The sequence below is a fragment of the Paenibacillus sp. Soil750 genome (assembly GCF_001428045.1).
Classification (GTDB): domain Bacteria; phylum Bacillota; class Bacilli; order Paenibacillales; family NBRC-103111; genus Paenibacillus_E; species Paenibacillus_E allorhizoplanae.
Map to the genome: position 1 here is coordinate 606,527 of NZ_LMSD01000012.1, position 26,002 is coordinate 632,528.

Sequence of the window (26,002 nt, forward strand, 5' to 3'; positions counted from 1 at the left end):
ATCTTAAATTTAGACAAATCCCCCAAGAGGGGGGACCTGAGCGTTGATTCAGGTCCCTGACTGCTATTTGCTTATTAAATTCCCCATTTGGGATTGTCTACGATGTCAACCTTACCTTCATTTTCCACAATCAATTTTCTATAGCCTTTGGTTTCAATGGTTCCATAATCATGACCGGCATCTGCTCGGAAAACAAAGAAAGTAATCATAGGCTCATCGCCTACATTAATGCTTCTATGCGCATATCGACCTGGTACATACACGGCTTTTCCTGGAGTCATCTCTTCAGCGATCCAATCCCCTTCAGGATTTTCCATGAGCATATAGCCCTTGCCACCCAAGCAGTAATAGACTTCAGCGGTATCCAAGATTGTGTGAAAATGGCCCTTGGTCATGAAATATTCATTGCCAACTTTGCCTGGATACACGATACTGGTGCCGAATAGTAAATGACCATCTTTTTCAGGCATTTCGAGTTCGAAAAATTCATACATCAATGAATTCTCTTTTTCGATCATCGCTTCCAACGCTTCACCATTTGAAAACATGCCTCTCATATTGGAGAGATGTCGCTTCGTTGTACTTCTCTCGTTCGACATTCCGCTGATTAAATCAAAATACATGGAAAATGGCTTGACTGTTAGATCCTGACTCATTCTAAGCACCCCTTGAAAGTTAGTTTATTATTTAATGCTTTCGGCAATTCTGGCGCATTTCTCCAAGACTTCACCTTGGATATCCACATGAAACACTTCTGCAATAACTTGCGTCCAGCCATGGATAAAATAGATCCATCCGTCTTCGACATGCAGATTAAGCTGCTCCTTCTGTCTCAAAGCTTGATGCATAAAATCAAGTTCGCCACGATAATTCAGCTCCCACACCAACCCATTCAGCGGATATTTGCCTCCATCCGTGAGCGGTGATCCAGGTCTGTCTTTACCAAGGCCCGTTGCGTTAATAACCAGCGAATAGGGCTTTAGTGCTTCCATGATTTCATCATTCTGGGTCGGATCGGGGCATAGATGATAGTCAAACGGAACATTGGTATCAAGCTGCGACAGCAGCTCTTTGGCTGAATCCAGCCTTGGCTTGCTTCGGTTCGTAAGAATTATTTTGGAGGGCAGGTGACTGCCATGCTCTTTTTCCGTCAAATAAGAACTGATCGCCAATGCACTTCCTCCGCATCCAAGAATCAATACTTCACCGCCGTTGTTCCAATAATTGTCTGGAATAAAAGCCTCCATCGCCAATCCGCTGGATATCGGGTCCTTGGCGTAACCTTCCAATCTCCCCTCTTTCTTGGAAATGGAAGAAAGCTCTTTGAACATTTGCGCATGGGGATCCAAATAATCGAACAGGTCGCTGGCAGCGTCATATAAGTCGATCTTATGCGTAGTTACCAAAGCACCGAGAGATAATTCATCATTCTTGATAAATTCCACGACTTCTCTATACACTTCCGGCTTGGCATGAATGTCGATATCGATTCCTTTAATCACAGCGTTCTTCAGCCCGAGGGCCTCCGCCCAAAGCGGAAAAAGTTTCATAATCGAGGACTTTGTTGTGGTTACCCCAATGAAGTACATGGTCGGCTGAGTTGCTTTTGATGGAAGTTTCATGGTTATTCTCCTTTATTAGATCTCATAAATAACTTTGGTGAAAGGATACTTGCGTTCTACAAGATCAACGAATACGTTGGGAGCATCAGAAAGCCTGAAGGTATGAGTTACTAGCGGTTGCAGTTTTAAAGCGCCGCTCTTCACATAATCGATAGTTGCTTGCCATTCTACGCCTGGAAAGGGTGCACTGTAAGAGTTCCATGAGCCGACAAGGGTCAGTTCATTTCTGACGATACATTCAAAACTTTTGGGAGGTAAAACAACATCCCTATGTGCAGTTCCTAAATAGAGAACGCGTCCTTTTTTCTTTGCTATTCTCAAACATTGCTCTTGCGTTTGTACGACCCCGGCCGTTTCTACAGCGACATTAACCCCTTTGCCGCCAGTCAACTCCTTAATCTTCTGAACAGCGTCGAGCTCACCTGAATTTATCACGACATCAGCACCGAGCTGTTTCGCCAGTTCCAACTTATCCACAGCGACATCCGTCGCTATCACCTGAGTCGCGCCCATAATTTTGGCAAATTGTATCGCGAACAAACCGATTGTGCCGCATCCAAGAACAGCAACTGTATCGCCAACATTAACGCCAACTCGCATCATGCCATGCAAAGTCACAGCTGCCGGTTCAACCATGGCTCCCTCGACGAATGATAAGCTGTCTGGCAGCCTGATCAGGTTTCTGGATGGAGCAACCGTATACTCGGCATATCCGCCGTGCGTTCTGGAACCGAGATAGTTATAGTTATCGCAGAGCCCATAATCTCCTGATTCGCAAAACTCGCAGGTTCCACATGGGAGAATAGGAGCAACGGCCACACGGTCGCCTGGTTTGAAATCCTTCACATCACCGCCAACCGCGGCAACTTCGCCGCAAAATTCATGGCCTGGAATCGTTGGAAAGCTGTACGTTCCCGTCTTCATGACGCGTCCCAAGTCGGAGCCGCAAACGCCAGCTGCCCGGACACGCACCAGAACTTCATTGTCTTCATAGGACGGCACAGCTACCTGTTCATATCTCAGGTCGGCAGGTGCATGTAAGACTGCAGCATTCATGAGCTTGTTCATAAGCTTCCTCCTAAAGTTTAAAGTTCGGATGTGATCAGTGCCTTCATACCAGCGCCCTGTGCCGCATAGTCCAAAGCAGCCACCGTATCTTCAATTGAAAATTTCGCAGTGATGAGCGATTTCACATCGATTTTACCAGTAGAAATCATATCCATAGCCTTGTGTACATCCAGCAAACTAGAGCCTGTAGTCGCCGTTACGAGAAGTTCCTTATAGTGAATGAGGTTCGTATTCAACGTCACAAATTCCTTGCCTTTAGGCAATCCTCCAAATAACGAGACACGGCCGTGATAACCTGCGACTTCAAGCGCGACCTTCTGCATCTCGGGGTCGGAATTCGATGTAATCACGACATCTACGCCGCGTCCGTCAGTGATTCGGTCAATCTCTTCTTTTAAATCGGATTCTCTGTTGTTAATAACAATGTCCGCTCCGTATTGCTTGATTTGTTCAAGACGCGCATCTGATCTCCCCGCAACGATAATGCGCCCGCCGGCCATTTTATTCATCATTACATGAAGGGCACCGATAGGTCCGGGACCAATAATCAGCACCGTATCGCCAGGAACTGTTCGATGAGCTTCATAGGCATGCAGCACACAAGAAAGCGGTTCTGCAATGGCTGCCTCCTCGTAGCTTACATGGTCCGGAATTTTAATTACGTTGCTTACGGCAAAGGAAGGAACTTTGACATATTCCGCAAAGCCGCCATCCATGCTGATTCCGAAAGCTTGATAATTCGGACAAAGCTGGTTATAACCTCGTATACACATATGACAGGTACCGCATCCCACATTGGGTGGCAGAGCAACGCGCGTTCCGACCTGGAAGCCTTTGATCGCGGAACCAACTTGGACGACTTCTCCGGAAGTTTCGTGTCCAAGCACTCGTTTTACACCCTCTGGAACTTTGAAATGCCCGTATCTATAAATGCGATTGTCCGTTCCGCAAACCGAGCAAGCCTTAACCTTTACAAGCATCTCGTTGTTTTGTATATCCGGAATGGGTACATCTTCTATACGAATATCACCAATACCGTAGTAGTACGCTGCTTTCATGTGTAAGCTCCTCTCTGGTCAACATTTGGAATAATTCAATTATTAAGAATTTTATTCCCTATATTTTTTTATAAAATATTATTTTATTCGATTCGAGGCGCAAGGCCCCCTATCAAAGTAACTTTCGCTTACTTTGACAGAGTCAACTAAGAGATCCTGTTATCATTTCTCTCTTGAACTGCGAAGCACCTTAAAAGTTTCTTCCATATAACTCATCGTTTTCGTGAAATTTTTCGCTGCGTACGAGGCGTAGATTAAATCCAGCACCAGAATCTGGGCTGTTTTGGATGCAGCCGCTTCCCAATAAAGCGCAGACCCCTCATTGGACGATTTGGCTGAAGTGAACAAGATAATATCCGAATACTTCGTTAAAGGTGAATCTTCAAACGAAGTAATGCCAATCGTTCGTGCTCCTTTGGATTGAGCGAGTTTCATTGAATCGACAACATCCTTAGAACGTCCCGAGTTGCTGATCCCAATCAGTACATCTTCAGGACCTGCAATCGCTGCACTCATCAGCAGCGAACTTGTGTCGCCGAGCAGCATACTTTTCTTGCCTGCCCTCGTGAAGCGCATAACACCTGATACCGCTGCTGCCCTTGAAGATCCCATGCTGCTGAAGAGGATCGTATTGGCTTGGTCGATTGCTTCCACAGCTTTGCCAAGCTCCCCGATGTTAAGGCGCTGCTTGGTTTCTGTCATCGTTTGAACATTGCGGTACAGAACTTTCTCCAGAATCATTTCTGGTGTATCCGTGCGAGTAATGTCCTCATAGACATAATTATCTTCCGTGGACAAACTGGACGTATCATTCATCGTTAATGCCTCGGCAATACCGATTTTCAACTCTTGATAGCTATCCAAGCCGATTTCTTTGACGAATCGCGTGATGGTGGATTCTGCAACATTACAAGCGGCAGCTAATTCCTTGGTGGTTATGATCTTGCACTGACTCGGATTTTCCAGAATATAATCAGCAATCCGACGAAGAGCAGGATTCAGATAGGCAATCTTTTTATTAATAAGTCTAAAAACATCCTGGTGTAGGGTATGATTTCCTTCTTCCAATGGCGGTACACCTCGTATCATGAATATTCACCGGGATTTACGTTAATCCTAAGGAGGCGATAAGCCTATTCTATTCAAGTAGGAACTTTTTTTCAACTAAGCACGCTTTTTCTTCTTGAGTGAATCGACGTAAACAGCCGTTACAATAACAAGTCCTTTGATTATCATCTGCCAATAGGACGATACATGCATTAAATTCAACCCGTTATTGAGAACCCCGATAATCAATGCACCTATGAAAACTCCACCTATCTTACCTATTCCTCCAGAGAAGCTTGTGCCACCCAAGACTACAGCTGCTATGGCGTCTAACTCAAATCCACTGCCAGACGTTGGTTGTGCGGATGACATTCTCGCAGCTAGAATAACGCCGCTTAATCCTGCGAGAAGTCCCGATATGGTATAGACGAGCATTTCAATCTTTGAAATCTGAATGCCCGAGAACCTGGCAGCTTCCCGATTACCGCCAACCGCATAGACATGTCTACCAAATTTCGTTTTATTCAAAATAAAAGAAGTGATAATCAGACAAATAACCATAATAATGATGGGCACTGGAATCGGCCCGATGTAACCATTTCCGATGAAGGATAAGATCTCATTATTAAAGCTCATCGGTCTGCCCCCGGTTAATACGTACGCAAATCCTCGAGCCATGATCATCATGGACAGAGTTACGATAAAAGGGGGAATCTTGCCTTTTGTGATGACAAATCCATTCATAAGTCCTAGAACAGCACCTATCAACACCCCAACTATAAGAGCCGGAACAATGGGAACACCCATAAACAATAAACCGATGGTTATCACTTGTGAAACAGCTAGAATCGAGCCAACAGATAGGTCAATTCCGTTGATCAGTATGGTAAAAGTCATGCCAAATGCGATGATGGCATTAATCGATATTTGTCTCAACACATTCAATACATTGCTAGTAGACAAAAATGTCGATGTCGTCAAAGCAAAAAATACAATCAAACTCACGAGGGCAATCAAGATTCCCGAGTTAGATACGACATAATGTACAACGGGCCATTTTCGCCATGAATCACTTTTCTTTCGTTCTATCTCGCTAAGAACTTGATTCATTTCTCACACCTCCTGTTGCATGTATTAGAATATTCTCTTGTGTGATCTCGCTTTCCATCGTTAATTCACCGCTGATTTCCCCTTGATACATGGTCATAACCCGTGTGCTCATATTAATGATTTCCGGAAGCTCGGACGAGACCATAATGATGCTGACCCCCGACTGCGCCAAAATGGACATGAACGAATAGATTTCTTTTTTGGCACCTACATCAATACCTCGCGTTGGTTCGTCAAGAATCAAAATATCCGGTTTCATTGCAAGCCATTTGGCGATGATCACTTTTTGCTGATTCCCGCCGCTTAGATTCATCAATTGCTGCTCTGGAGAGGGGGTGCGGATGGAAAGCCGCTCAATATATTTGTCCACCAACGTTTCTTCTTTTCGCTTATCCACTTGGAAGAACTTTACCATGGAGTCCAGCACACTGAGACTTATATTGTAGGAAATGCTTTGAATCAGAATGGCTCCTTGTTCTTTGCGATCCTCTGGGACAAATCCAATACCGCTTTGAATGGCATCCTTAGGGTTCTTGATCCGTATCTTTTTCTGGTTTAAATAGATATCCCCGCTGCTGGATTTGTCGATGCCAAAAATGGTTCTCATAAGTTCCGTTCTTCCCGAACCCACCAAACCATAAAACCCAAGAATCTCTCCCTTGTAGAGACTAAAACTGACGTTATTGACTCTCGTACCGCTGGAAAGATTCCGCACCTCTAGAATTTTCTCTCCAGGCTGGATAATCGGTTTGGCATAGATCTCTGACAGTTCTCTTCCAACCATTAAATGAACGAGATCTTGGTAACTGGTATCCTTCATCTCCCGGGTCGCCACATAAGTACCGTCCCTTAATACTGTCACTTTATCTGCGATTGCAAATAATTCTTCCATACGGTGGGATATATAAATAACAGAGACACCCTTCCGTCTCAATCCCCTTATCGTATCCAGCAGTTTGACAACTTCCTTCTCGGTTAACGATGACGTAGGTTCATCCATCACGATAATTCGATTATCCTTAGATAAAGCTTTAGCGATTTCAACCATCTGCTGCTGGGCAACCGTCAAATGGCTTACATACTCGTCGGCGTCGATATCTAATTCAAACTGATCGAGAATCTTCTGCCCATATCGCATGATTTCTTTCCTATTGACTAGTTGCAAGGGGCCCTTTGAGGGCTCCCTGCCTAGCACAATATTTTCTGCTACCGTCATATTCGGCGCGAGACACAACTCCTGATGAATAACACTGATTCCGATGCTTTCTGAAAAACTTACATCCTTAATTTCCACTTTGTTACCGTCAAAGATGATCTCACCTTCGTCTGGAACCAATATTCCGCCAAGAATCTTGATCAGTGTAGACTTCCCCGCCCCATTCTCGCCAAGCAGAGCATGAACTTCTCCTCCATGGACTTCAAGATTCACACGATCAAGCGCTTTGACTCCTGGAAAGCTCTTACTGATATGTTTCATTTGCAAAAGAGGCATATTGTTTTCCATAGGATACCTTCCTTTATTACGGCGTACAGATGGCTTTATTTCAAATATTGTTGATAGTTGGACTGGTCAATGAACAAGCTTTCGACCTTAACCCACTTTTCAACATTTTCTTTGTTTAGAATCTTGTAAACTAAATCACCAGCAACTTGCCCCATCTTGACAGGGAACTGAGCGGAAGTACCTGCGATCTTATTATCCTTGACCAGTTTAATCGCATCCTGCGAACCATCGATGGAATAAATCTTGATGTCCGTTCGTTTCGCTGCTTCAATAGCCGCCAACGCTCCTACAGCTGATGGATCATTGATAGTAAAGACAGCATTGATTTCAGGGTTGGACTGCAAGAAATTCTCCATTATCGGAAGCGCGGATTCCGTTGATGCTTTACCGTCTTGTCTGGCGACGACTTTAATGCCGGGAGATGCTTTGACAGCTGCTGTGAAGCCATCTGTTCTGTCCACAACCGCTTGCACGACAGACCAATCGATAATGGCCACGTTGGCTTTGCCGCCTGTATTTTTAACCATGGCATCGCCAAGCACTTTGCCTGCCATGAAGTTATCCGTCGTTACCATGGCTGTAACCAGATCTGTATCCTGAGGTGGGACATCCATAATAATAACTGGAATGTTGGCTTTCTTAGCCGAAAGCAGCGCCGTCTTGATCCCTTTACTGTCAACCGGAGCAATAAAGATGGCGTCTACCTTCTGTTGGATGAAATCTTCCACATCCGAGATCTGTTTGTTAATATCCAACTGTGCATCGACTTCAATCAGCTTGTCGCCGTGTTTATCAACGATCTCTGACTTCAAACCTTTGCTCCAATCGATAAAATGCGGGTTATTCAAAGTGAAGTAAGAAGCGGCAAATGTATGTTTTTTGGTCTCTTTCGAACTGGTTGTCGTGCTCGTCTCTTGCGTTTTACTACCACAAGCAACCATCGTAACCATGATTAGAATCAATGTGAGAATAAGGGAAGCCGACTTCATTTTTTTACTTGTTTTCATTGCATAAATCCCCCTTTTTAAATATAAATGGTATTAATGCTCTTCCCAATCCTTCGCTCGATCAACCGCTTTTTGCCAGCCAGCATATAGCTGATTACGCTTACAAATATCAAATGTAGGTTCAAACCTGCGATCTAATTCAAAAGTATCCAGCAGCTCGCTTTGACTCTGCCAGAACCCCGTTGCTAGACCCGCTAGAAATGCGGCTCCACGCGCGGTTGATTCTACAACCTTAGGTCGAATCACGGGCACACCGAGAAGATCAGCTTGAAACTGCATGACGAAATTATTGCAGCAAACACCACCATCGACTTTCAACTCACTATTCTTGATGTCTGAATCCTGTTCCATACAAGTAATGACATCGCGAATCTGATAGGCTATCGATTCAAGGGTTGCGCGGACAATGTGGTTGCGATTGGCACCACGCGTTAACCCAAGGATAGCGCCGCGCGCATACTGATCCCAGTAAGGAGCCGAAAGTCCGACAAAAGCGGGAACCACATAAACGCCATTGGTATCTGCAACTTCTTGTGCAAGCTGCTCTGTCTCATTGGCATCGGAAATAAGTTTCAGTTCGTCCCGCAGCCATTGTACAGAAGCACCCACCACATAAAGCAGACCTTCCAGCGCATATTCCACCTTGTTGTTCAGTCCCCATGCCACTGTGGTAAGAAGACCAGAATCGGAACGGATCGGCTTAGACCCGGTATGCATTAACAGAGATCCTCCTGTTCCATAAGTGGCCTTCACCATTCCCTCATGGAAGCATGCCTGGCCGAAGAGAGCGCCTTGCTGATCTCCAACAGCTGCTGCAACCGGAATGCTGGCTCCGAATAGTGTCTCGTCAGTCAAGCCGTACACGTCACTGGAAGGGCGAAGCTCAGGAAGCAGGGCCCGAGGAATGCCCAACTCATGTAATAGTTTGTCATCCCATTCAATCCGATTAATGTTAAACAACATAGTGCGAGAAGCATTGGAATAGTCGGTAATATGCACCTTGCCACCAGTCAACTTCCAAATCAACCAAGTGTCTACGGTACCGAAAAGCAGTTCTCCCTTTTCGGCCTTTTCTCTTGCCCCATCGATGTGATCGAGGATCCATTTAATCTTTGTCCCAGAGAAATAAGAATCAATCAATAAACCCGTATTTTCTTTGACGTATTCACTCAATCCCTGTTCTTTCAGTTCTTGACAAACGTCTGCAGTTCGTCGATCCTGCCAAACAATTGCGTTCATAACTGGTTTACCGGTGGCCTTATCCCATATAATAGTGGTCTCTCTCTGATTGGTAATTCCGATCCCTACAATATCCGACGCACAAGCATTCGCTTGTTTCAGGGCCTCTTTAGCTGTTTTTAATTGTGCTTCCCATATATCCATGGGATTGTGTTCCACCCAACCGGGCTTTGGATAGATTTGGGCAAAATCTTGATACGCCACTGAAACAATATTGCCATTATGATCGAACAAAATCGTCCTTGTGCTAGTTGTTCCACAATCAAATGACATCACATATTTCTCTGTCACGCCAACCTCCCACTTTCCTATGCATTTATAGCTTGATCCACACGATTTAACCGCTTACAAATGCTTATATATGATTAGCTCAATGATCCACTGCAACTTGTCATAATTGCCATGTAGGACTTCGAGCTAATCATGTACGTTTTTCTTTTATACTGTCAGCAATCCTTTATACTTCCATTCCATAACGGTGCACCTTATGCGTTGGATAAAAGGAGAACGAAGGAATCGTAACATCCGGTGTTCTTGTTGCTACGAAAAGAGTCGCTTCTGCAACATTTTCTACATCGATGCAGCTATTATAGATTCCCTCTTTAAGTTCTTTTTCATCCAGCCATCCATCCGTATAAGCAGCAAGATCACCGTCATAAATCCCTGAATCGATGACTTTGGTCATTGGCGTCTTAACATGAGAAGGATTGATCACCGTTACACCGATATTTTTATCCTTACCTTCCAACAAAATATTTTTGCTAAGTCCCATCATGCCATGTTTGGAAGCGCGGTAAGGACTATGTCCCGGACAAGATGCTACTTTGGCTGAAGAAGAACCCATATTGATGATTCTGCCACCCGTCGTTTGTTTTTCCATGTAACGGAACGCTTCTCGGCAGCACAGGAAGACCGCGGTTAAATTGGGGCCAATTGTTTTGTTCCACTCTTCGAGTGTGGTCTGGCCGATTGGCGGAGACAATGAATCACGTCCTGCACTATTCACTAGAAGATCAACGCTGCCCCATTTATCATTCGCATACTTGAAGAAATTTGCAACTTCATCTTCTTCTGTTACATCGCCGACAATCCAATCACAGATGCCATTCTCTGCTTCGATCTCAGCAGCAACCTGCTTCATACGTTCTTCATCTATATCCACTAATAAAACTTTACTGGCATTGGCAGCGAAAATTTTAGAAACGGCTTCACCGATTCCAGAAGCGGCTCCAGTGACGATCGCAACTTTACCTTCTAATTGAGTTCCTTTAGGATACATATAATTCTTCCTCTCTGGTTTTGAATTCTGTTCTGGTTGCGTTTATGAATTGAATAAGGACTTATACTCTTATTATAGAATATTATTCTTTACTGTCAATATTAAAATAAAATTTTATTCGATAAAGGGTTTACAAAAATTAATTACAATCCCATTTCACCGATTATTCCCTCTATTTTCGGATCATAAAGAAATTCTATTCGCTTATTCCCTATCATTCGATATCGCGGTTTGCCGCCATTCAGCAGGCCATCTGCCGCTTCTTCATCCAACAACACAATCACATTCGAATGTAATTGAAGGAAGGATGCCGGGCAACTTGTCGTTACGGGTCCCGTAAATGCTTCTTGAATAATGCTGCTTTTTGCCTCGCCATGCGCGATAAATAGCACGCATTCTGCCTTCATAATTGGCCCCACTCCCATGGTGATAGCATGGCTAGGAATAGGTTCTTCAGCAGAAAAATATTTAGCGTTAGCACTTTGAGTGCCTTCCGTTAACGCCACAATATGCGTCTCACTGGAAAGATGCTGTCCCGGTTCGTTGAAACCAATATGTCCGTTTAACCCAATACCAAGCAGTTGGACATCCAGCGTTCCAGCTTCCCTCAGCAGCGTTTCATATCTAATGCATTCCTTTTCAATCGAATGAGTCGTACCATTAGGAATATGAATATGACTCGGCAGCATATCGAGATGCTGGAATAAATGTTCATGCATATAGGCAGCATAACTTTGAGGATTCTCCGTTGACAGACCGACATACTCGTCTAAATTATAGGTAGTTACATGTTTAAAGCTACAAGGGTTTCTTCTGATCCTATCAACCAACTCTTTGTAAATCCCAACAGGCGATGAACCCGTGGCAAGGCCAAGCTTGGGATGGGCTTTTTCACGAACAAACCTTTCCAGGACTTCCGCTCCAATGCGATCAGCTTGCTGGGCATCGCGAAAAACAGCAATTCTCATGATCGTTACACCCCTCGAAAGGCTTTCACTTTATCAACGAGTTGACGGCTTTTTTCGGTAATAGTTGCATAGTCTCCTTGACTGGCCGAACTAATCAAAGAACCACCGACACCTACAGCAACGGCACCCGCTTCGAACCAATCTGTAATGGTACTCAGATTTACGCCGCCAGTTGGCATCAGATTCACCTGAGGCAGCGGGCCTTTCAGGGAGCGGATCATGGATGGGCCATACGTCTCACCTGGGAACAATTTAATGATATCTGCGCCCGCTTCCATCCCTTCAATCGCCTCTTTGACGGTCATGGCTCCCGGCATACAGGGAATACCATAGCGGTTGCATAAGCGAATCACTTCTGTGTTAACAAACGGACTAACAACAAATTGCGCGCCCGATAGAATCGCGATACGAGCAGTTTCCGTATCGAGTACTGTCCCCGCGCCAATCGTAACCTCTCCAGGCGAGAAATGATTCGATAATTTCTCAATCACTTGATGCGCATAAGGCACGGTGAACGTAATTTCCAGACTGGAAATCCCTCCCCGCAGACACGCTTCGGCGATCTTGACCGCTTGTTCGCTATTGTCAGCACGGATGACCGCGACAATTCCTTCCTCACAAAGTCTGCTAATCACTTGCAGCTTATTCATGGACATTCATCATTTCCCCTTGTTCTTTATTGATTACCTCAAATATTCAAGGACATTCGCTGCAGCCATGACTCCCATGTTCTCGATGGCTTGATACGTTGAGGCAGCACAATGTGATCCGATAATTAGGTTATCCAGTTCCAGAAAACCTTTATTTTCCGGAGGTTCCTGCTCGAATACATCCATTCCGGCTCCCCATATTCGGTTTTCCTGCAAAGCCGCAAGAAGCGCTTGTTCATCGATAAGCCCACCCCTGGCGGTGTTCACGATGACAGCGGTTTCTTTCATGCTTGCGAGTTCCTTCGCGCCTATCAAATGATGCGTCTGTTCCGTTAAAGGCAAATGCAAGCTGATAAAGTCTGCGGTGCTCAGAAGCTCATTTAAACCTACATAATCGATCTGATGTTCAGCCGCGTAGGCTTCATCTTGGATCAAATCATAAGCAAGGATGTTCATATTAAACCCCCGCGCCCTTGCGGCAACGCCTTTGCCAATGGCCCCAAGACCAATGAGACCCAATGTTTTGCCCCATACATCAACCGAAGTGATCTTATTCCAATTCAATTGCCTGCAAGCTTTATCAATCGGAAGCATTCTTCTGGCAGCAGCGAGCATAAGAGCTATCGTATAATCAGCAACGGCATCCTTATTAGCTCCAGCAGTCACCGTTACAGGAATTCCTCTCTCCCGCGCATAATTCAGGTCAATATTGTCGGTACCGACACCGTATTTGGAAATGACCTTCAATTTAGACGCATGATCAAGAACTTCTTGATCGATGGGATCGACCCCGACGATTACGGCATCTACCTCCTTGATCAAAGCAACCATTTCCTGTTTATTCATTATGCGTCCGTACGGATTAAGAATAAGTTCGCAGCCATGCTCCCTTAACATGTCGATCGGTTGAGAGTTGCCTTTACCAAAGGAACGAGGGGTTACCATTACTTTATAAGTCACTTGTTTTCACCTCTCTGGCTGTCATTTTTTTCGTGTGAAAGCATGGGAAGGATTATGAATCATCAAATCAGCAATAGCAGTCTCCGAAACACCGCGTTGACGCAACAGTGGGATAAAATTGACCTTCATGTGATCCAAACCGATCTCTCCACCGTAACTCTTGAGTCTAGCCCGAGTTGTATCCAAACCTAGAAGAAGTGATTCCCCATAGCCCCATTCCAGCATCTGCACGATCAGATCGGCTTCTTCCTCATCGCTGTGATATTTAAATCTGCCAATCGTATCGTACTCCAGATAAACACCGAATTGTGCAAGCTGTCGATGAACACTGTAATCGCCCAGTGTCCTGTCCAAATGACAGATGATCAGATTCTCTGGAGCAATGCCGCGTTTCATCAAATGTTCGGTCACAACAATCCCTTGGCGGTGGGTTTCCGTATGGCACATGATGGGAATCCCTGTAGCGAGGGAGGCCATAGCTGCGGCATTCAACAGGTCGATACAAGTTGAACCCGGAGAGTCCTCATCAATTGCCGTTTTGATTAGTCCAGCTTTGGCGGTAATTTGGAACCGCGGATCCTGATTATCTGCATGGACATACATGCCATCTTCAATCTCAGCGATAAAGGTATTCGCCAAGCGCTCGATATCCCCGCGAAACAGCCAATGATTGTCGGAATAAAAGCTTCTCTTGTGAAAACCGGTAGAGGCTATGATATGAATGCCTGTCTGCTTGGATACCTCAGACAACATATCTGCCATCCGTCCGCATCCGATAGGCTGGGCATCCACTATGGCTTCGCCCCCCAGGCTCTTGAATACCATTAATTCGTCCTTCGTCTGGCCAAAATCGTCAATTTGCAGAACGGGATTAAGCCTTGAAGGCGTTCCTTCCGCAATGAAGAGATGTTCGTGGCTATGACAGAATCCTAGTTGTTCGTTAGGGATATCCCCTAAAACGGTGCGAATAATTCCCGTAGCGGTCACCCCCTGTAAACGCTTAATCCTTGTCGTAAATGATGAGCTCCATCACAACTTCATTATAGAATTTAATTCTTTACTTGTAAATATAAAATAAAATTTTATTTTATATTTACAAGTAAAGGCAGATCAACGATCTGCGTAAATCTGCGTAGATCTGCCTCTTCTCACTGTCTGTCTTGCCGTTATCTAGCGAAAATCTGGCGGTATACGTCTTGCCATTCCCGTAAGAATAGCAGCCTCTATAACCGCGTGTCTGACTTTAGCTACGATCTGCTCATTAAAAATACTCGGAATGATATAGAGTTCGTTCAATTCCCTATCCGAAACGACAGCGGCAATCGCGCGAGCTGCTGCCAGTTTCATCGGTTCATTGATATGATGGGCCCTACAATCCAAAGCACCACGGAAAATGCCTGGAAATACAAGTACATTGTTGATTTGATTCGGATAATCGCTTCGACCGGTCGCGAGCACCCGAACATAGGGCCCCGCTTCAATCGGATCGATTTCTGGATCAGGATTAGCCATGGCAAATACAATGTTATCAACCGCCATTTGCTGCATATCCTCTGCATGAAGCAGCCCGCCTCTCGATACCCCGATGAACACGTCTGCTCCACGAATCATTTCTTTTAAGCTGCCTGGCCGATTCTCCACTTGTTGTTGATCAGCGAGCCATTGCCACATCGGCTGCGAATACTGTTCGCCACGAACAATAGCCCCCTCCCGATCAACAGGAACCAACTGCGTGACACCTGCTGACAGCAGCATTTTACAGATAGAGACACCCGCGGCACCGATACCATTGACCACTACCCGAATCTGGTTGATTCGTTTCCCCACGAGCTTGAGCGCGTTCAACAATCCTGCAAGGACCACAATGGCCGTACCATGTTGGTCGTCATGAAAGACAGGAATACTCAACAGCTCGGACAATCGGGCTTCGATTTCAAAGCAGCGGGGAGAACTGATATCCTCCAAATTAATACCGCCAAAGATTGGACTGATATTAACGATCGTACGAATGATTTCTTCCGTGTCCTTGGTATCTAGACAGATTGGGAACGCATCAACATCCGCTAACTGCTTGAACAGCATTGCCTTTCCCTCCATAACCGGAGCGGATGCGTGTGGACCGATATCGCCCAGTCCTAAAACGGCTGTTCCATCTGTAATAACGGCTACCGTATTTCGTTTGATAGTAAGCGAATAAGCTTTACGGGTATCTTCATGTATCGCGGTGCAAACCCTTGCCACACCCGGTGTGTATACTCTTGATAAATCGTCCCTGTTCTTGATCGGTATTTTCGGATGAATCGATATTTTTCCACCCAAGTGGGCCAGGAACGTTCGGTCGGACATATTGATAATTTTAACGCCGGCCAATTCTTTCAGAAATTCAGTGACCTGTGATTCCCCCTGATCCGATACCTGAACCGTAATGTCACGAATAGAGCTTTCTGATGTCGTCCGGATCACGTCGATCGACGTCATATCGCCTCCGGCCTTACTGATCGCGGTCGCGACCTCGCCAAAATGATTCAGCTCATGGTTCAGCTCCAGACGAAGGATAATGCTGTTATACGCCACCTAAATTTCTCCCCCTTCTATTCAACCCGTACTTCATGAAGCGTCACTATCGTATATGAATCCCGATAAATTTGCTTTCCATCATATCTTGAATCGCATATTTGACGCCTTCCTTGCCGATTCCGCTTAACTTAACGCCACCATAAGGATGATTATCCTGTCGATACGTAGAAATCTCATTAATCCAGACGCCGCCGGTAACTAACTGGTCAGCCAATCGCAAAGCGCGGTTGATATTATTCGTAAATACGCCGGCCTGAAGTCCAAAATCCGAATCATTCGCCATCCTAACCGCCTCCTCTTCCGTTTCAAACGGAATAATGGACACGATTGGCGCAAAGACCTCCTGACAGACGACTTTCATGTTTGATTTAACGTTAGCCAACACCGTAGGCTCCATAACAGTCCCGTTCCGTCTCCCCCCCCTTAGAATAGCCGCCCCATCGAGTTCTGCTTCCCTTACCCAAGCCTCGGCGCGCTTCGCTTCGTCTTCGCTGATCATCGGCCCGATATCGGTCGACTCTAGCATTGGGTCCCCAACTTGTAACTGTTTAACTAGTTTCACGAATTTGACCAGGAAATCATTGTAGACAGAAGATTGAACGTAGATTCTTTGCACCGAGATGCAGGCTTGCCCGGAGAAAGCAAAGGCTCCCCTGACCAAGCCTGCAGTAGCCGCATCCAGATCAGCGTCGTCAAAGATAAGGTTTGGAGAGTTCGATCCGAGCTCGAGGGTCAATTTTTTGAGCCCTGCCCATTTTTGAATCTGAAGTCCGATCGGAACACTGCCTGTAAAGGAAACTTTGGCAATTCGTGGATCAGTAACGAGCGGCTCCCCGATGGTCGAGCCTCTTCCGAGCACGACATTCAGCGCCCCTTTGGGAAGTCCTGCCTCTGCGAATAAATGCGCCAATGCAATGGAAGACAAAGGCGTCTTGTCGGCAGGCTTTAATACAACGGTATTCCCCGCAGCAAAGGCCGGTGCCAGCTTATGAAGAACCAGATTCAACGGGAAGTTGAATGGCGTAATGGCCGCCACAACCCCTAACGGATAACGTCGTACCATCCCGATCCTGTTTTCGCCGCCGACAGCAGCATCCATCGGTACGAGCTCGCCACCCAGCGCTTTAGCCTCATCCGAAGCAAATCGAAGGACCTGTACGGCGCGGCCAACCTCACCGCGTGCATCACGAATCGGTTTGCCCGCTTCAAGCACAAGTGTTCTGGCGAATTCTTCGCTTCGCGCCTCTAATAAATCTGCGGTCTTGCGCAAGATGGCCGAGCGCTGATAGGCTGGGATATGGCGCATAGTCTCATGAAATACACGTTCCGCGGTTGCAATCGCGCGGTCCAGATCGCCATCTTCCACGTAATCGATTTTCCCCACAACTTCGCCGCTATAGGGATTTCGAACTTCCTTCGTCTGACGGCTGCCTCCTTTAAGCTCCTGTCCATCAATGATTGAACCTGCATGCATCACTTTACCAGACATGTTTTCACTCCATTCCTTGTATTCTTCTTGGCATCTATTAGAGCATCTTCTTTCTTGCTATCACTTTCCTTGCCTTCTCCGCCACATGTTCAGCAGTCAGACCGTACTTATTCAGCAATGCGCTATTAGAACCCGATTCTGAATTTTTATCCTGTACGCCGATCCTCTCCATGGGAACAGGGAAGTTTTCCACCAATACCTCTGCCACGCTGCTGCTTAATCCGCCATAAATACTATGCTCTTCTGCAGTCACAACGGCCCCGGTTTTCCTTGCGGAGGCGATAATCGCTTCGGCATCTAATGGTTTCACGGATGGCAAGTGAATCAGCTCAGCCGAAATCCCCTCCATCTTCAATAGTTCAACGGCTTCCAGGCAGCGACTGGTTTGTGTTCCGGTCGAAATAATTGTAACGTCCCTTCCAGAAACCAAGGTAACCCCTTTCCCAACTTGAAATCGGTAGCTTTGTTCATCAAACAGATCGGGATACGAATCGCGAGCCACTCGAATATAGACGGGGCCGTCATATTGATTGGCATATTCCATCATTTGCCGCAGTTCGACGGAATCGGCTGGTGCCAATACGACCATCCCAGGTTGTGTACGCATAATGGCCAAGTCTTCAAGCGATTGGTGAGTCTTTCCTGTACAGCCATTCAGAAGACCGCTATAGGCCCCAATCATCTTCACATTCATCTTTGGCTGCGCAATGCTTACCACAATTTGGTCAAAGGCGCGTTTGACGATAAATGCTGCAAACGAGCATACCCACGGCTGCAGTCCTACTGACGCCAAGCCTGCGGCGACACCCAGCATGTTTTGCTCGGCAATGCCCATTTGCAGAAATTTGCTTTCATTATTCTCTGCCACTTTATCCAGCTTGGTTGAGTTCGCTAAGTCACCATCCAAGGCGAATACTCGCGGATCCCGCTTTGATAGCTCGAGCAATTTGTCGCCGAATACGTCGCGCATGGAAACGAATTGAGGGGAAGTTGTCATTTGACTCATTGTACGTTGCCTCCTTGAAGTTCAGTTAAAGCAAGAGCCAGCTCCTGATCGGTAGGTATCTTGGAATGCCACAAATAATTGTTTTCCATATAGTTGACGCCTTTGCCTTTGACGGTATGAGCCACAATAATCGTTGGTCTACCGGAAATTCGTTGTGCGTCACAAAGGGCTTTGATGATCTGTTTGAAATCATGTCCATCGATAGAAATAACATGGAAGCCAAACGCTCCCCAGCGGGAGCTTGGGCTGAAGACAGGGATTTCCCTCGTTCTTCCTTCCGTCCCCTTCCATCCATATTGCTGTAAATGATTGTAATCCAGGATGACTGTTAAATTGTCCAGGTTATACTTCACTGCAATGTCCGCGGCTTCCCAGACCTGGCCCTCTTGGGATTCTCCGTCGCCAATCATGCAATAGGTGCGAAATGGCTGCTGTTTAAGCTTGGCACCGAGCGCCATGCCGACAGCTGCTGAAATGCCCTGGCCCAGCGAACCGGTCGACATATCCAGACCCGGCAGCAAATTCATGTCCGGATGCGCCTGCAAACGTGAATCGATTTCATCGAACGTATGAAGCTCCTCTTTTGGAAAGTAGCCTCTTTCTGCTAGTGTGCTGTATAAGGCAATCGCTGAATGCCCCTTGGATAATACAAACCGGTCTCTTTCTTCCCAAGCTGGATTGTCGTGATCAATCGTCATGACTTCGAAGTATAACGCCGTTAAGATGTCAATGGCCGACATGGGGCCGCCCAAGTGCCCCGCTCCCGCGTGATATACCGTCTTGACCACATTTCTGCGGATTTCTGCTGCGAGCACCTTCAATTTCTCTATATTTTCGTTTGTCATATGTTCCATTCTCTTCACTCCTCTATAGGTTTTCACACCATCTAATCGATTAGATATGTGATTGAAAAAGGGGATTATCATTTGAACTTCTTTCCCCCTTGTCTTCATACTTATAAACAAGCTTTATAAATTTGACGAATCTCTTCTCTTGTGACTTTCTTGGGATGACATTCGATATCGAAATAATAGCCTGTAAGCGCGATGGAAGTTGCTTTATCAATATCATTCTCCGTCATGCCGAAGGTTGAGAATTTGACATGGAGATTGATATCCGACAACAGCTTGCTCACTAAGTCTGGACACTTCTCGGCTCTTTGTCGCAGTGATAACGAACTTATTGAAGGGTCCATAAGCGTAGAAATGGCAGCGAATTTCTCCAAATCAGACTGCCAGCTTACTTCCAGCACATTGACCATACATGCGGCGATGCTGTCACCATGCGGAACCCCAAACATGCCGCCCACTGGCTGAGCTAAGGAATGCGGCAAAGTCACGCCAATATGAGCGATGGCAGACCCGGCAAGCGTACTTGCCCAAGCCAGATTCTCTCTGGCTTTCACATTGCCTCCATTCGCCACAGCCTCAGGAAGATTTCTAACAACAATGCTCATAGCTTCCCTGCTCACCATTGTCGTATAGGGATTCGCCTTTAAGCTGATGAAAGATTCAAGCGCATGGGCAAAAGCATCAAATCCTGTCGATGCGGTAATTTTGGAAGGCATGGATACCATCAATTCCGGATCCACAATCGCCAGCCTCGGGAATATCCGCTCATTGACAATCGTGCTTTTCTCTTTCAATACAGGGTTATTCAAAACAGAGAAAGGCGTAGATTCCGAACCTGTTCCCGAAGTAGTAGGAATCGCAACAAGCGGCAGCGTATTACTTCCAGGCCGCAGTACGTCATGGTCATTGCGTTCTGTATAATCCCAGGAAGAACCTTGACTATTAACCATGACAGCCAATCCTTTTCCATAATCGATTGCGCTTCCGCCGCCTATCGCGATTACGAAATCACACCGTTCAGCCTTAGCTTTCTGTGCCATTTCGTCCACTTTAAAACAACTGGGATTTGGTTCAATATCAGCGAATATGACGCTCTCAATAAACACCTTTTTCAATTGAGCGGCGATTTGATCCCCTAGTCCAATAGAATTCATATAGGGATCAATGGCGATTGCCGCCTTCGTTCCTAATCCCTGTACATAATCTGCAATATGATTTACTTTGCCGGCACCGAATTCCACTTTGGGCAAAAAACATGTAAACAAAGAGATTCCTCCATTTCCATTATTCAAATAAATTCAGACAATTTCTAATGGCTACGCTTTTGGTTTGCGTTACTTCTTCCAATGCCCCAATGAGTCCCTCTCTGCCAAGGCCGCTCATCTTATACCCTCCGAAGAAAGCCGTATCTGGTCGATAGGTACCTGTATTGTTTACTGCGACGATACCCGATTCTATTTGATAAGACACACTCATCGCGCGATTTATATCTCTTGTAAACACGGAAGCATTCAAACCGTAAATGGAACTATTGGCAATCTCAATAGCCTCTTCATCCGTGTTAAAAGAAATGATCGGAAACACAGGTCCGAAGATTTCCAAATCACGCGCCACTTCGAAAGTTGGTTCGACATTCGTTAATACCGTCGGCAAATACCACGTATTGTCTACAATCTCTGCGCCTAGAACTACTTTGGCGCCTTGACCTATCGTCGTTTGCACCTGGCTATGAACGGTTCGCAGCGCTTCTTCATCAATTAGAGGCCCCATGCCTACGCCACGATTTAATGGGTTGCCAACCTGGATTTGCTTTAAACGCTCCGTTAAAAGGTCAGTAAAATCGTTAACCTTCGAACGATGAACAATCATGCGCTTATTCGCACAGCAGGTCTGACCATTCATTAATGTTCTGCCAAAAACCGTCTGCTCCACAGCCAGCTCAAGATCGGCATCCTCGAATACAATCAGAGGATCGTTCCCGCCAAGCTCAAGCTTCAAGCGACTCAAGTTTTTGGCAGCGTTTATGGCAGTTCTGATCCCTGTTTCTGTACTCCCCGTTAAGCTAATCGCATTGACCAAAGGACTTTGCGTCAGCATTTCTCCAACTACTTTACCCGCGCCCGTGATGATTTGCAGTACATTATCCGGTAAGCCCGCTTCATACAGCAGTTTAGTCATCTCCAGAATAGTTAGCGGCGCAACATTCGCTGGTTTGATAATGACGACATTGCCAGTTACGATGGCAGGAGCGACTTTCTGGGAAAACAACTCCGCAGGAAAATTGAAAGGAACAACACCGACAATGACGCCAAGCGGCTCTTTACGTGTCAGATAAATATCATTTTCTACGCCAGCTTGCTGATCCAGCGGGATATTCAGGCCGTACATCGTTTTGGCTTGCCCGACAAATGAATTGAATAGTCGTGCTACTGTTTCAATCTCGCTTTCCGATTGGCCGATAGGCTTGCCTACCTCTTGGCTCAACAAAGAAGACAATCGCTCTTTATGTTGAAGGATGAGTTCCGAAAAACGAAGCATCGTCTCTCCCCTTTTCCAGAGCGGTGTGCGCGCCCATCCTTTTTTGGCCGACTGAGCTGCCTCCAGGGCATCTTGAACATCTTCACTTGTTGCAAAAGGTACGCTATCAATAACCTGTTTCGTGGTCGGATTGCAGACCTCAACCGTTTTCCCATCTCTGCTAGCTCTCCATTTTCCATTCGTATACATGTCCATCGTTCAACTCTCCTTATTGTTTAATCAACCCGCCTAATCACTCAAATGTAATAATGGTTTTCTTCAATCCGCTGTTTTGACTAATCACCTCGAATGCTTCCAGAATCCGATTGAAGCCAAACACATGCGAGACAAAGGTTTCCGGCTTCAGAACGCCAGCTTCAATCCAGTTCATCACCTGCAGATGACTTTCCGATTCATCCAGCTTCGATGGCCATTGATTGAAATCCAAATGCCAGTTATAGGGCGCTTTGCTCCAATCTAATCGCATGTCGGTTTCGGGTGAGATACCGTAGACGCAAATATGTCCGTATGGTGCTAGCAATTCCATGCTTTGATTGATAATTTCATTCTTACCAACGGCATCAACAGCGAAATCCACACCATCCTTGCAAACATTCCTTACCTCAGCAACCAGATCGCACTTCTTGCTGTTGAAAGCATAATCGGCTCCAGCCTCAAGCGCTTCATCTATCCTTGCGTCGCTTGTCACCAAAGCAATCACCGGCCCCATGCCTAGCAGTTTAGCGAACTTCATAAAGGTCAATCCGACGGGTCCTGCGCCAAAAACAACAACACTAGCATTCGGCCGGAAGTTAAAGCGCTTACAAGCTCCTAGCACTTCACGGAATGTCACGATCATTGGCGCAGCCACGATATCGATATCGGCCGGCAGTACCTGCTGGGCATAGTAGGCTTCCGAAAACTCGGGAGCTCCTGGACCTTTGCCATCCTCAAGCAACGACTTGCTATCCGCTACGACCGCGTATTCGGAAAAGGCCCCCCACCCGGAATAAACACCGTCGATCTCACCTTCCAAGAAGGGCAGAATAACCAGATCGCCGACATTCAGATGCCGTGCTTGCGCTCCCTTCTCCACTACACGACCAACCCCCTCATGCCCAAGAGCTGCGGGATACGTGTCAAAGCCTTTAAACTCCCCAGAAATCAGTTTCATATCGGTTCCACGGCAAATTCCGCAGCTTACCATTTTGACCAACGCTTGATATTCACCGTATGTGGGCTTAGCAATTTCGCGAACGGATAATGCTCCACTATTGTCAACAATCAAACTTTTCATTTTATTTGCTCCCTTCCCTACCATTTTTTATTATTATTCATCGTATGATAAAAGCACTTTTCCACCGATTTTCTGCTCGCAGATTTCAAACGCCTCCTTCCACTGACTTAAAGGAAGCTTATGCGTAATGATCGGCTGCAACCGTATTTTGTTTTGTTTCCAAATGTTCATTACACGCTCCCATGTTTCGATAGAATGCGCATAAGAAGCAACTAATTGTAGTTGTTTAAACAGAATGGTGTCATAATCAATGGTGATCTCTTTCCCCACAATCCCAACTTGAATGTAGGCGCCTCTTTTCTTCAGTGCCCGCAAACAGCTTGATACAGATGGCCCTGCTCCCGCACACTCCACCGCAACATCAACCCCTTGAAACTCCGTTTCTCTTTCAATCACTTCGTGCAGATTTTCCTCGCTAACATTGACAATGACGTCAGCTCCAAGTTCCTTGGCAATTTCAAGTCTTGAAGCATCTGCGGTCGTCCCTGCCACGATGACCTTGCACCCTTTCATAACGAGCAAAGCTAAACAGATCAGACCAATTGGACCAGGTCCTGAGAGTAAAACGGTATCTCCTACATGGATAGGCGTTAATTCTTCAATTGCTTTGACTGCACAAGCCAGCGGTTCGGTTAAAGCGGCCTCCTCAAGCGAGATATGTTCCGGAATTCGATAAACCATATCTTCCCGAACCACCACATATTTCGTAAAAGCCCCATCTACACCTGATCCCAGCGACTTTCGTTTCGAGCAAAACATATAGTTCCCAGTCCGGCAATGTATGCAGGATCCACAGGTTACAGCCGTCGAAGGAAGCGCTGTCACTTTATCGCCAAGCTGAAAGCGCTGTACGTTTTTACCTACTTCTGTAATAATTCCCGAAAATTCATGGCCTAGTATGACAGGCGGATTGCTTTTATATGTGTCGTGATAAATATGCAAGTCTGTACCGCAAATACCCGTGAACTTAATTTCAATTTTTACAGAGTCAGAATCACACACAGGTTCTTGAACATCCAGTAACGCGACATTTCCGTAGCCCGATTTTTCTTTTACTATCGCTTTCATATTATTGCCCTCCACTAAAAGTATTCATCATCTAATCGATTAGATATTACTGAAATAAAGTGCATGAAGTGGTTACAACCTTCATACATGCATTTTATTTCTGTTTACCGCAGGTTTTACGAACAATTAATTGTACAGGAAGCACTATTTCTTGAAATTCTGGCTTTGCCGTCTTTTCCAATCTATCCAAAAGCAAAGTAGTAGCCAAGTTACCCATTTCGTATCTGGGAATACTAACTGTCGTTAATTGAATACTGCGTGTCCCGGATATAAACAAATCATCAAATCCAATAACCGCCAAATCGTCTGGAACAGATACACCAAGATCAGTTGCAGCATCCAACACACCTAGCGCACCAATGTCAGTTAAACTAAGAATAGCCGTGGGTCTCTTCTCTTCGGGAAGCCCTAGTAGAAATTTCGTCGTATCGTAGCTCCCTGAATATCTTGCTCCCCCCGAAGTCTTCCATTCCGGATAGATCGTTAAGCCAGCATCTGTCATCGCTTTCACATAGCCATTCATTCTGCTCTCCGTAATGGAAGAACCGGTAATGCCGGGCATAAAGGCAATCTTTTGGTGTCCAAGCCGGTTTAGATGATTCGTAGCCATGACAGCACCATTGAAGTTATCTGCCACAACGGAGTCCACTTGAAGCCCCTTTATAAAGCGGTTTGCGAGTACAAGCACATATCCTTGCTCCATAAATTTCTGAAAGTGTTCTCTATCCTGTTCCAAAGCGGAAGTGACAATAATCCCATCCACTTTCCCTTCTCTTACTTGGTTAAGTGCAAGTTGTGTTCGGTCAGGTTTATCATCTGTATTCAAAATATTGATGGTGAAACCTTTGGTTTGAGCCAAATCCTCACATGCCTTGGCCAAATCCGGATAGAACGGGTTCGTAATATCCGAAACAACAAAACTGATCGCCTTGCTCTTCTGTACCCGCAAACCTCTGGCTACTGCATTGGGCACATAGTTCAATTCAGAAATAGCTTCCAAAACTCGTTTTCGCTTCTCTTCATGAACCCAACGTGTATTATTGAGAACGTAGGATACGGTGGCAACCGAGACACCTGACTTGTGAGCAATATCTTTAATTGTCGTCATCGTTCAACACCACCATCCATGATCAAATTGCTTTAAAATATTTTTCATCTAATCGATTAGATATTACGATATCATAGATATTTTTTTTTGTCTAGAGACTTCTTTCATCATTTCTCGACGACGACAATCTTATTCTGAGTTAGCTCAACATGCAGTTCCCCCCATGAACACATAGCATCGAGAATGGGTCTAAGCGACCATCCATATTCCGTTAGAGAGTACACAACTTTAGGAGGTATCTGGTTATAAATTGTTCTTTGCAAAACGCCATCCTGTTCTAGTTCACGTAATTGTTGGGTAAGCATTTTTTGCGTAATGCCGCACATCAATTTTTTCAACTCGCTAGTACGTTTCTCTCCCTTGATTAAATGACACATGATAACAACTTTCCATTTACCGCCGATTACATCAAGTGTTGCTTCAACGGGAATATTATATACCATTAAAACACCTCCCTATTCATATGGGAACTTATAAGTGCCTATATACCTTAAAAGTGCGTACTTATCAATAAGTGCTTCATGGATATATAATAACACTCGTAAACAGGAAGTAAAGCCTGCTTCTATCAAATATA

Annotated in this window: 24 protein-coding genes; all 24 read right to left on the minus strand. The window is 45.6% G+C overall.

All coding sequences use genetic code 11. From position 1 onward, the window contains the following. Positions 1-74: 74 nt before the first annotated feature. Positions 75-656: a glucose-6-phosphate isomerase gene (locus tag ASL11_RS14780; RefSeq protein ID WP_056615462.1), complete on the minus strand. Its 582-nt coding sequence runs from the start codon at positions 654-656 to the stop codon at positions 75-77. A 27-nt stretch (positions 657-683) separates the two neighbouring features. Beyond that, positions 684-1,622, minus strand: coding sequence for a shikimate dehydrogenase family protein (locus tag ASL11_RS14785; RefSeq protein ID WP_056615466.1), 939 nt, complete (start codon positions 1,620-1,622; stop codon positions 684-686). A 15-nt stretch (positions 1,623-1,637) separates the two neighbouring features. Further along, positions 1,638-2,690: a galactitol-1-phosphate 5-dehydrogenase gene (locus tag ASL11_RS14790; protein ID WP_200962434.1), complete on the minus strand. Its 1,053-nt coding sequence runs from the start codon at positions 2,688-2,690 to the stop codon at positions 1,638-1,640. 17 nt (positions 2,691-2,707) lie between these two features. Further along, on the minus strand, positions 2,708-3,748 hold the full coding sequence (locus ASL11_RS14795; protein WP_056615470.1) for a zinc-dependent dehydrogenase: 1,041 nt from the start codon (positions 3,746-3,748) through the stop codon (positions 2,708-2,710). Between the two features lie 162 nt (positions 3,749-3,910). Continuing rightward, positions 3,911-4,837 carry a MurR/RpiR family transcriptional regulator gene (locus tag ASL11_RS14800; RefSeq protein WP_082595455.1) on the minus strand — a complete coding sequence of 309 codons (927 nt, stop codon included), beginning with the start codon at positions 4,835-4,837 and terminating at the stop codon, positions 3,911-3,913. A gap of 75 nt (positions 4,838-4,912) precedes the next feature. Next, positions 4,913-5,905, minus strand: a complete 993-nt coding sequence (locus ASL11_RS14805) for an ABC transporter permease (protein ID WP_056615476.1) — start codon at positions 5,903-5,905, stop codon at positions 4,913-4,915. Then, positions 5,889-7,409 carry a sugar ABC transporter ATP-binding protein gene (locus ASL11_RS14810; RefSeq protein ID WP_056615480.1) on the minus strand — a complete coding sequence of 507 codons (1,521 nt, stop codon included), beginning with the start codon at positions 7,407-7,409 and terminating at the stop codon, positions 5,889-5,891. The genes ASL11_RS14805 and ASL11_RS14810 overlap by 17 nt, the downstream gene beginning before the upstream one ends. Positions 7,410-7,444: 35 nt before the next feature. Then, positions 7,445-8,416, minus strand: coding sequence for a sugar ABC transporter substrate-binding protein (locus ASL11_RS14815; RefSeq protein WP_056615483.1), 972 nt, complete (start codon positions 8,414-8,416; stop codon positions 7,445-7,447). Positions 8,417-8,449: 33 nt separating this feature from the next. Then, on the minus strand, positions 8,450-9,946 hold the full coding sequence (gene glpK / locus ASL11_RS14820; protein ID WP_200962435.1) for a glycerol kinase GlpK: 1,497 nt from the start codon (positions 9,944-9,946) through the stop codon (positions 8,450-8,452). A 166-nt stretch (positions 9,947-10,112) separates the two neighbouring features. Beyond that, positions 10,113-10,934, minus strand: a complete 822-nt coding sequence (locus ASL11_RS14825) for an SDR family oxidoreductase (RefSeq protein WP_056615486.1) — start codon at positions 10,932-10,934, stop codon at positions 10,113-10,115. Positions 10,935-11,077: 143 nt separating this feature from the next. Continuing rightward, positions 11,078-11,902 (minus strand): glucosamine-6-phosphate deaminase, encoded by an 825-nt coding sequence (nagB, locus tag ASL11_RS14830; protein ID WP_063795573.1) that lies wholly within the window; start codon positions 11,900-11,902, stop codon positions 11,078-11,080. Between the two features lie 5 nt (positions 11,903-11,907). Further along, positions 11,908-12,558: a bifunctional 2-keto-4-hydroxyglutarate aldolase/2-keto-3-deoxy-6-phosphogluconate aldolase gene (locus ASL11_RS14835; RefSeq protein ID WP_327205104.1), complete on the minus strand. Its 651-nt coding sequence runs from the start codon at positions 12,556-12,558 to the stop codon at positions 11,908-11,910. 27 nt (positions 12,559-12,585) lie between these two features. Continuing rightward, entirely contained in the window at positions 12,586-13,512 is a 927-nt protein-coding gene (locus ASL11_RS14840; RefSeq protein WP_200962436.1) for a phosphoglycerate dehydrogenase, read from the minus strand. A 21-nt stretch (positions 13,513-13,533) separates the two neighbouring features. Continuing rightward, positions 13,534-14,499, minus strand: a complete 966-nt coding sequence (locus ASL11_RS14845; protein WP_056615489.1) for a phosphotriesterase family protein — start codon at positions 14,497-14,499, stop codon at positions 13,534-13,536. 183 nt (positions 14,500-14,682) lie between these two features. Continuing rightward, the gene (locus ASL11_RS14850; RefSeq protein ID WP_056615492.1) at positions 14,683-16,086 is read right to left on the minus strand and encodes an NAD-dependent malic enzyme; all 1,404 of its coding nucleotides are present in this window, start codon (positions 16,084-16,086) and stop codon (positions 14,683-14,685) included. 46 nt (positions 16,087-16,132) lie between these two features. Next, positions 16,133-17,578 (minus strand): aldehyde dehydrogenase family protein, encoded by a 1,446-nt coding sequence (locus ASL11_RS14855; RefSeq protein WP_082595456.1) that lies wholly within the window; start codon positions 17,576-17,578, stop codon positions 16,133-16,135. 37 nt (positions 17,579-17,615) lie between these two features. After that, positions 17,616-18,584, minus strand: a complete 969-nt coding sequence (locus tag ASL11_RS14860; protein WP_056615499.1) for a transketolase family protein — start codon at positions 18,582-18,584, stop codon at positions 17,616-17,618. Next, complete coding sequence (locus tag ASL11_RS14865) at positions 18,581-19,438, minus strand: transketolase (RefSeq protein WP_082595457.1); 858 nt, start codon at positions 19,436-19,438, stop codon at positions 18,581-18,583. Before ASL11_RS14865 ends, ASL11_RS14860 begins: the two co-directional genes overlap by 4 nt. A gap of 101 nt (positions 19,439-19,539) precedes the next feature. Next, positions 19,540-20,700 carry an iron-containing alcohol dehydrogenase gene (locus ASL11_RS14870; RefSeq protein WP_056615502.1) on the minus strand — a complete coding sequence of 387 codons (1,161 nt, stop codon included), beginning with the start codon at positions 20,698-20,700 and terminating at the stop codon, positions 19,540-19,542. Positions 20,701-20,719: 19 nt separating this feature from the next. After that, complete coding sequence (locus ASL11_RS14875; RefSeq protein ID WP_056615504.1) at positions 20,720-22,168, minus strand: aldehyde dehydrogenase family protein; 1,449 nt, start codon at positions 22,166-22,168, stop codon at positions 20,720-20,722. 37 nt (positions 22,169-22,205) lie between these two features. After that, on the minus strand, positions 22,206-23,249 hold the full coding sequence (locus ASL11_RS14880; RefSeq protein WP_056615507.1) for a zinc-dependent alcohol dehydrogenase: 1,044 nt from the start codon (positions 23,247-23,249) through the stop codon (positions 22,206-22,208). Between the two features lie 33 nt (positions 23,250-23,282). Continuing rightward, positions 23,283-24,317, minus strand: coding sequence for a zinc-dependent alcohol dehydrogenase (locus ASL11_RS14885; RefSeq protein ID WP_056615508.1), 1,035 nt, complete (start codon positions 24,315-24,317; stop codon positions 23,283-23,285). A gap of 94 nt (positions 24,318-24,411) precedes the next feature. Continuing rightward, positions 24,412-25,425 (minus strand): LacI family DNA-binding transcriptional regulator, encoded by a 1,014-nt coding sequence (locus ASL11_RS14890; protein WP_056615511.1) that lies wholly within the window; start codon positions 25,423-25,425, stop codon positions 24,412-24,414. Positions 25,426-25,532: 107 nt separating this feature from the next. After that, on the minus strand, positions 25,533-25,868 hold the full coding sequence (locus tag ASL11_RS14895; protein ID WP_056615514.1) for a winged helix-turn-helix transcriptional regulator: 336 nt from the start codon (positions 25,866-25,868) through the stop codon (positions 25,533-25,535). Between the last annotated feature and the right edge of the window lie 134 nt (positions 25,869-26,002).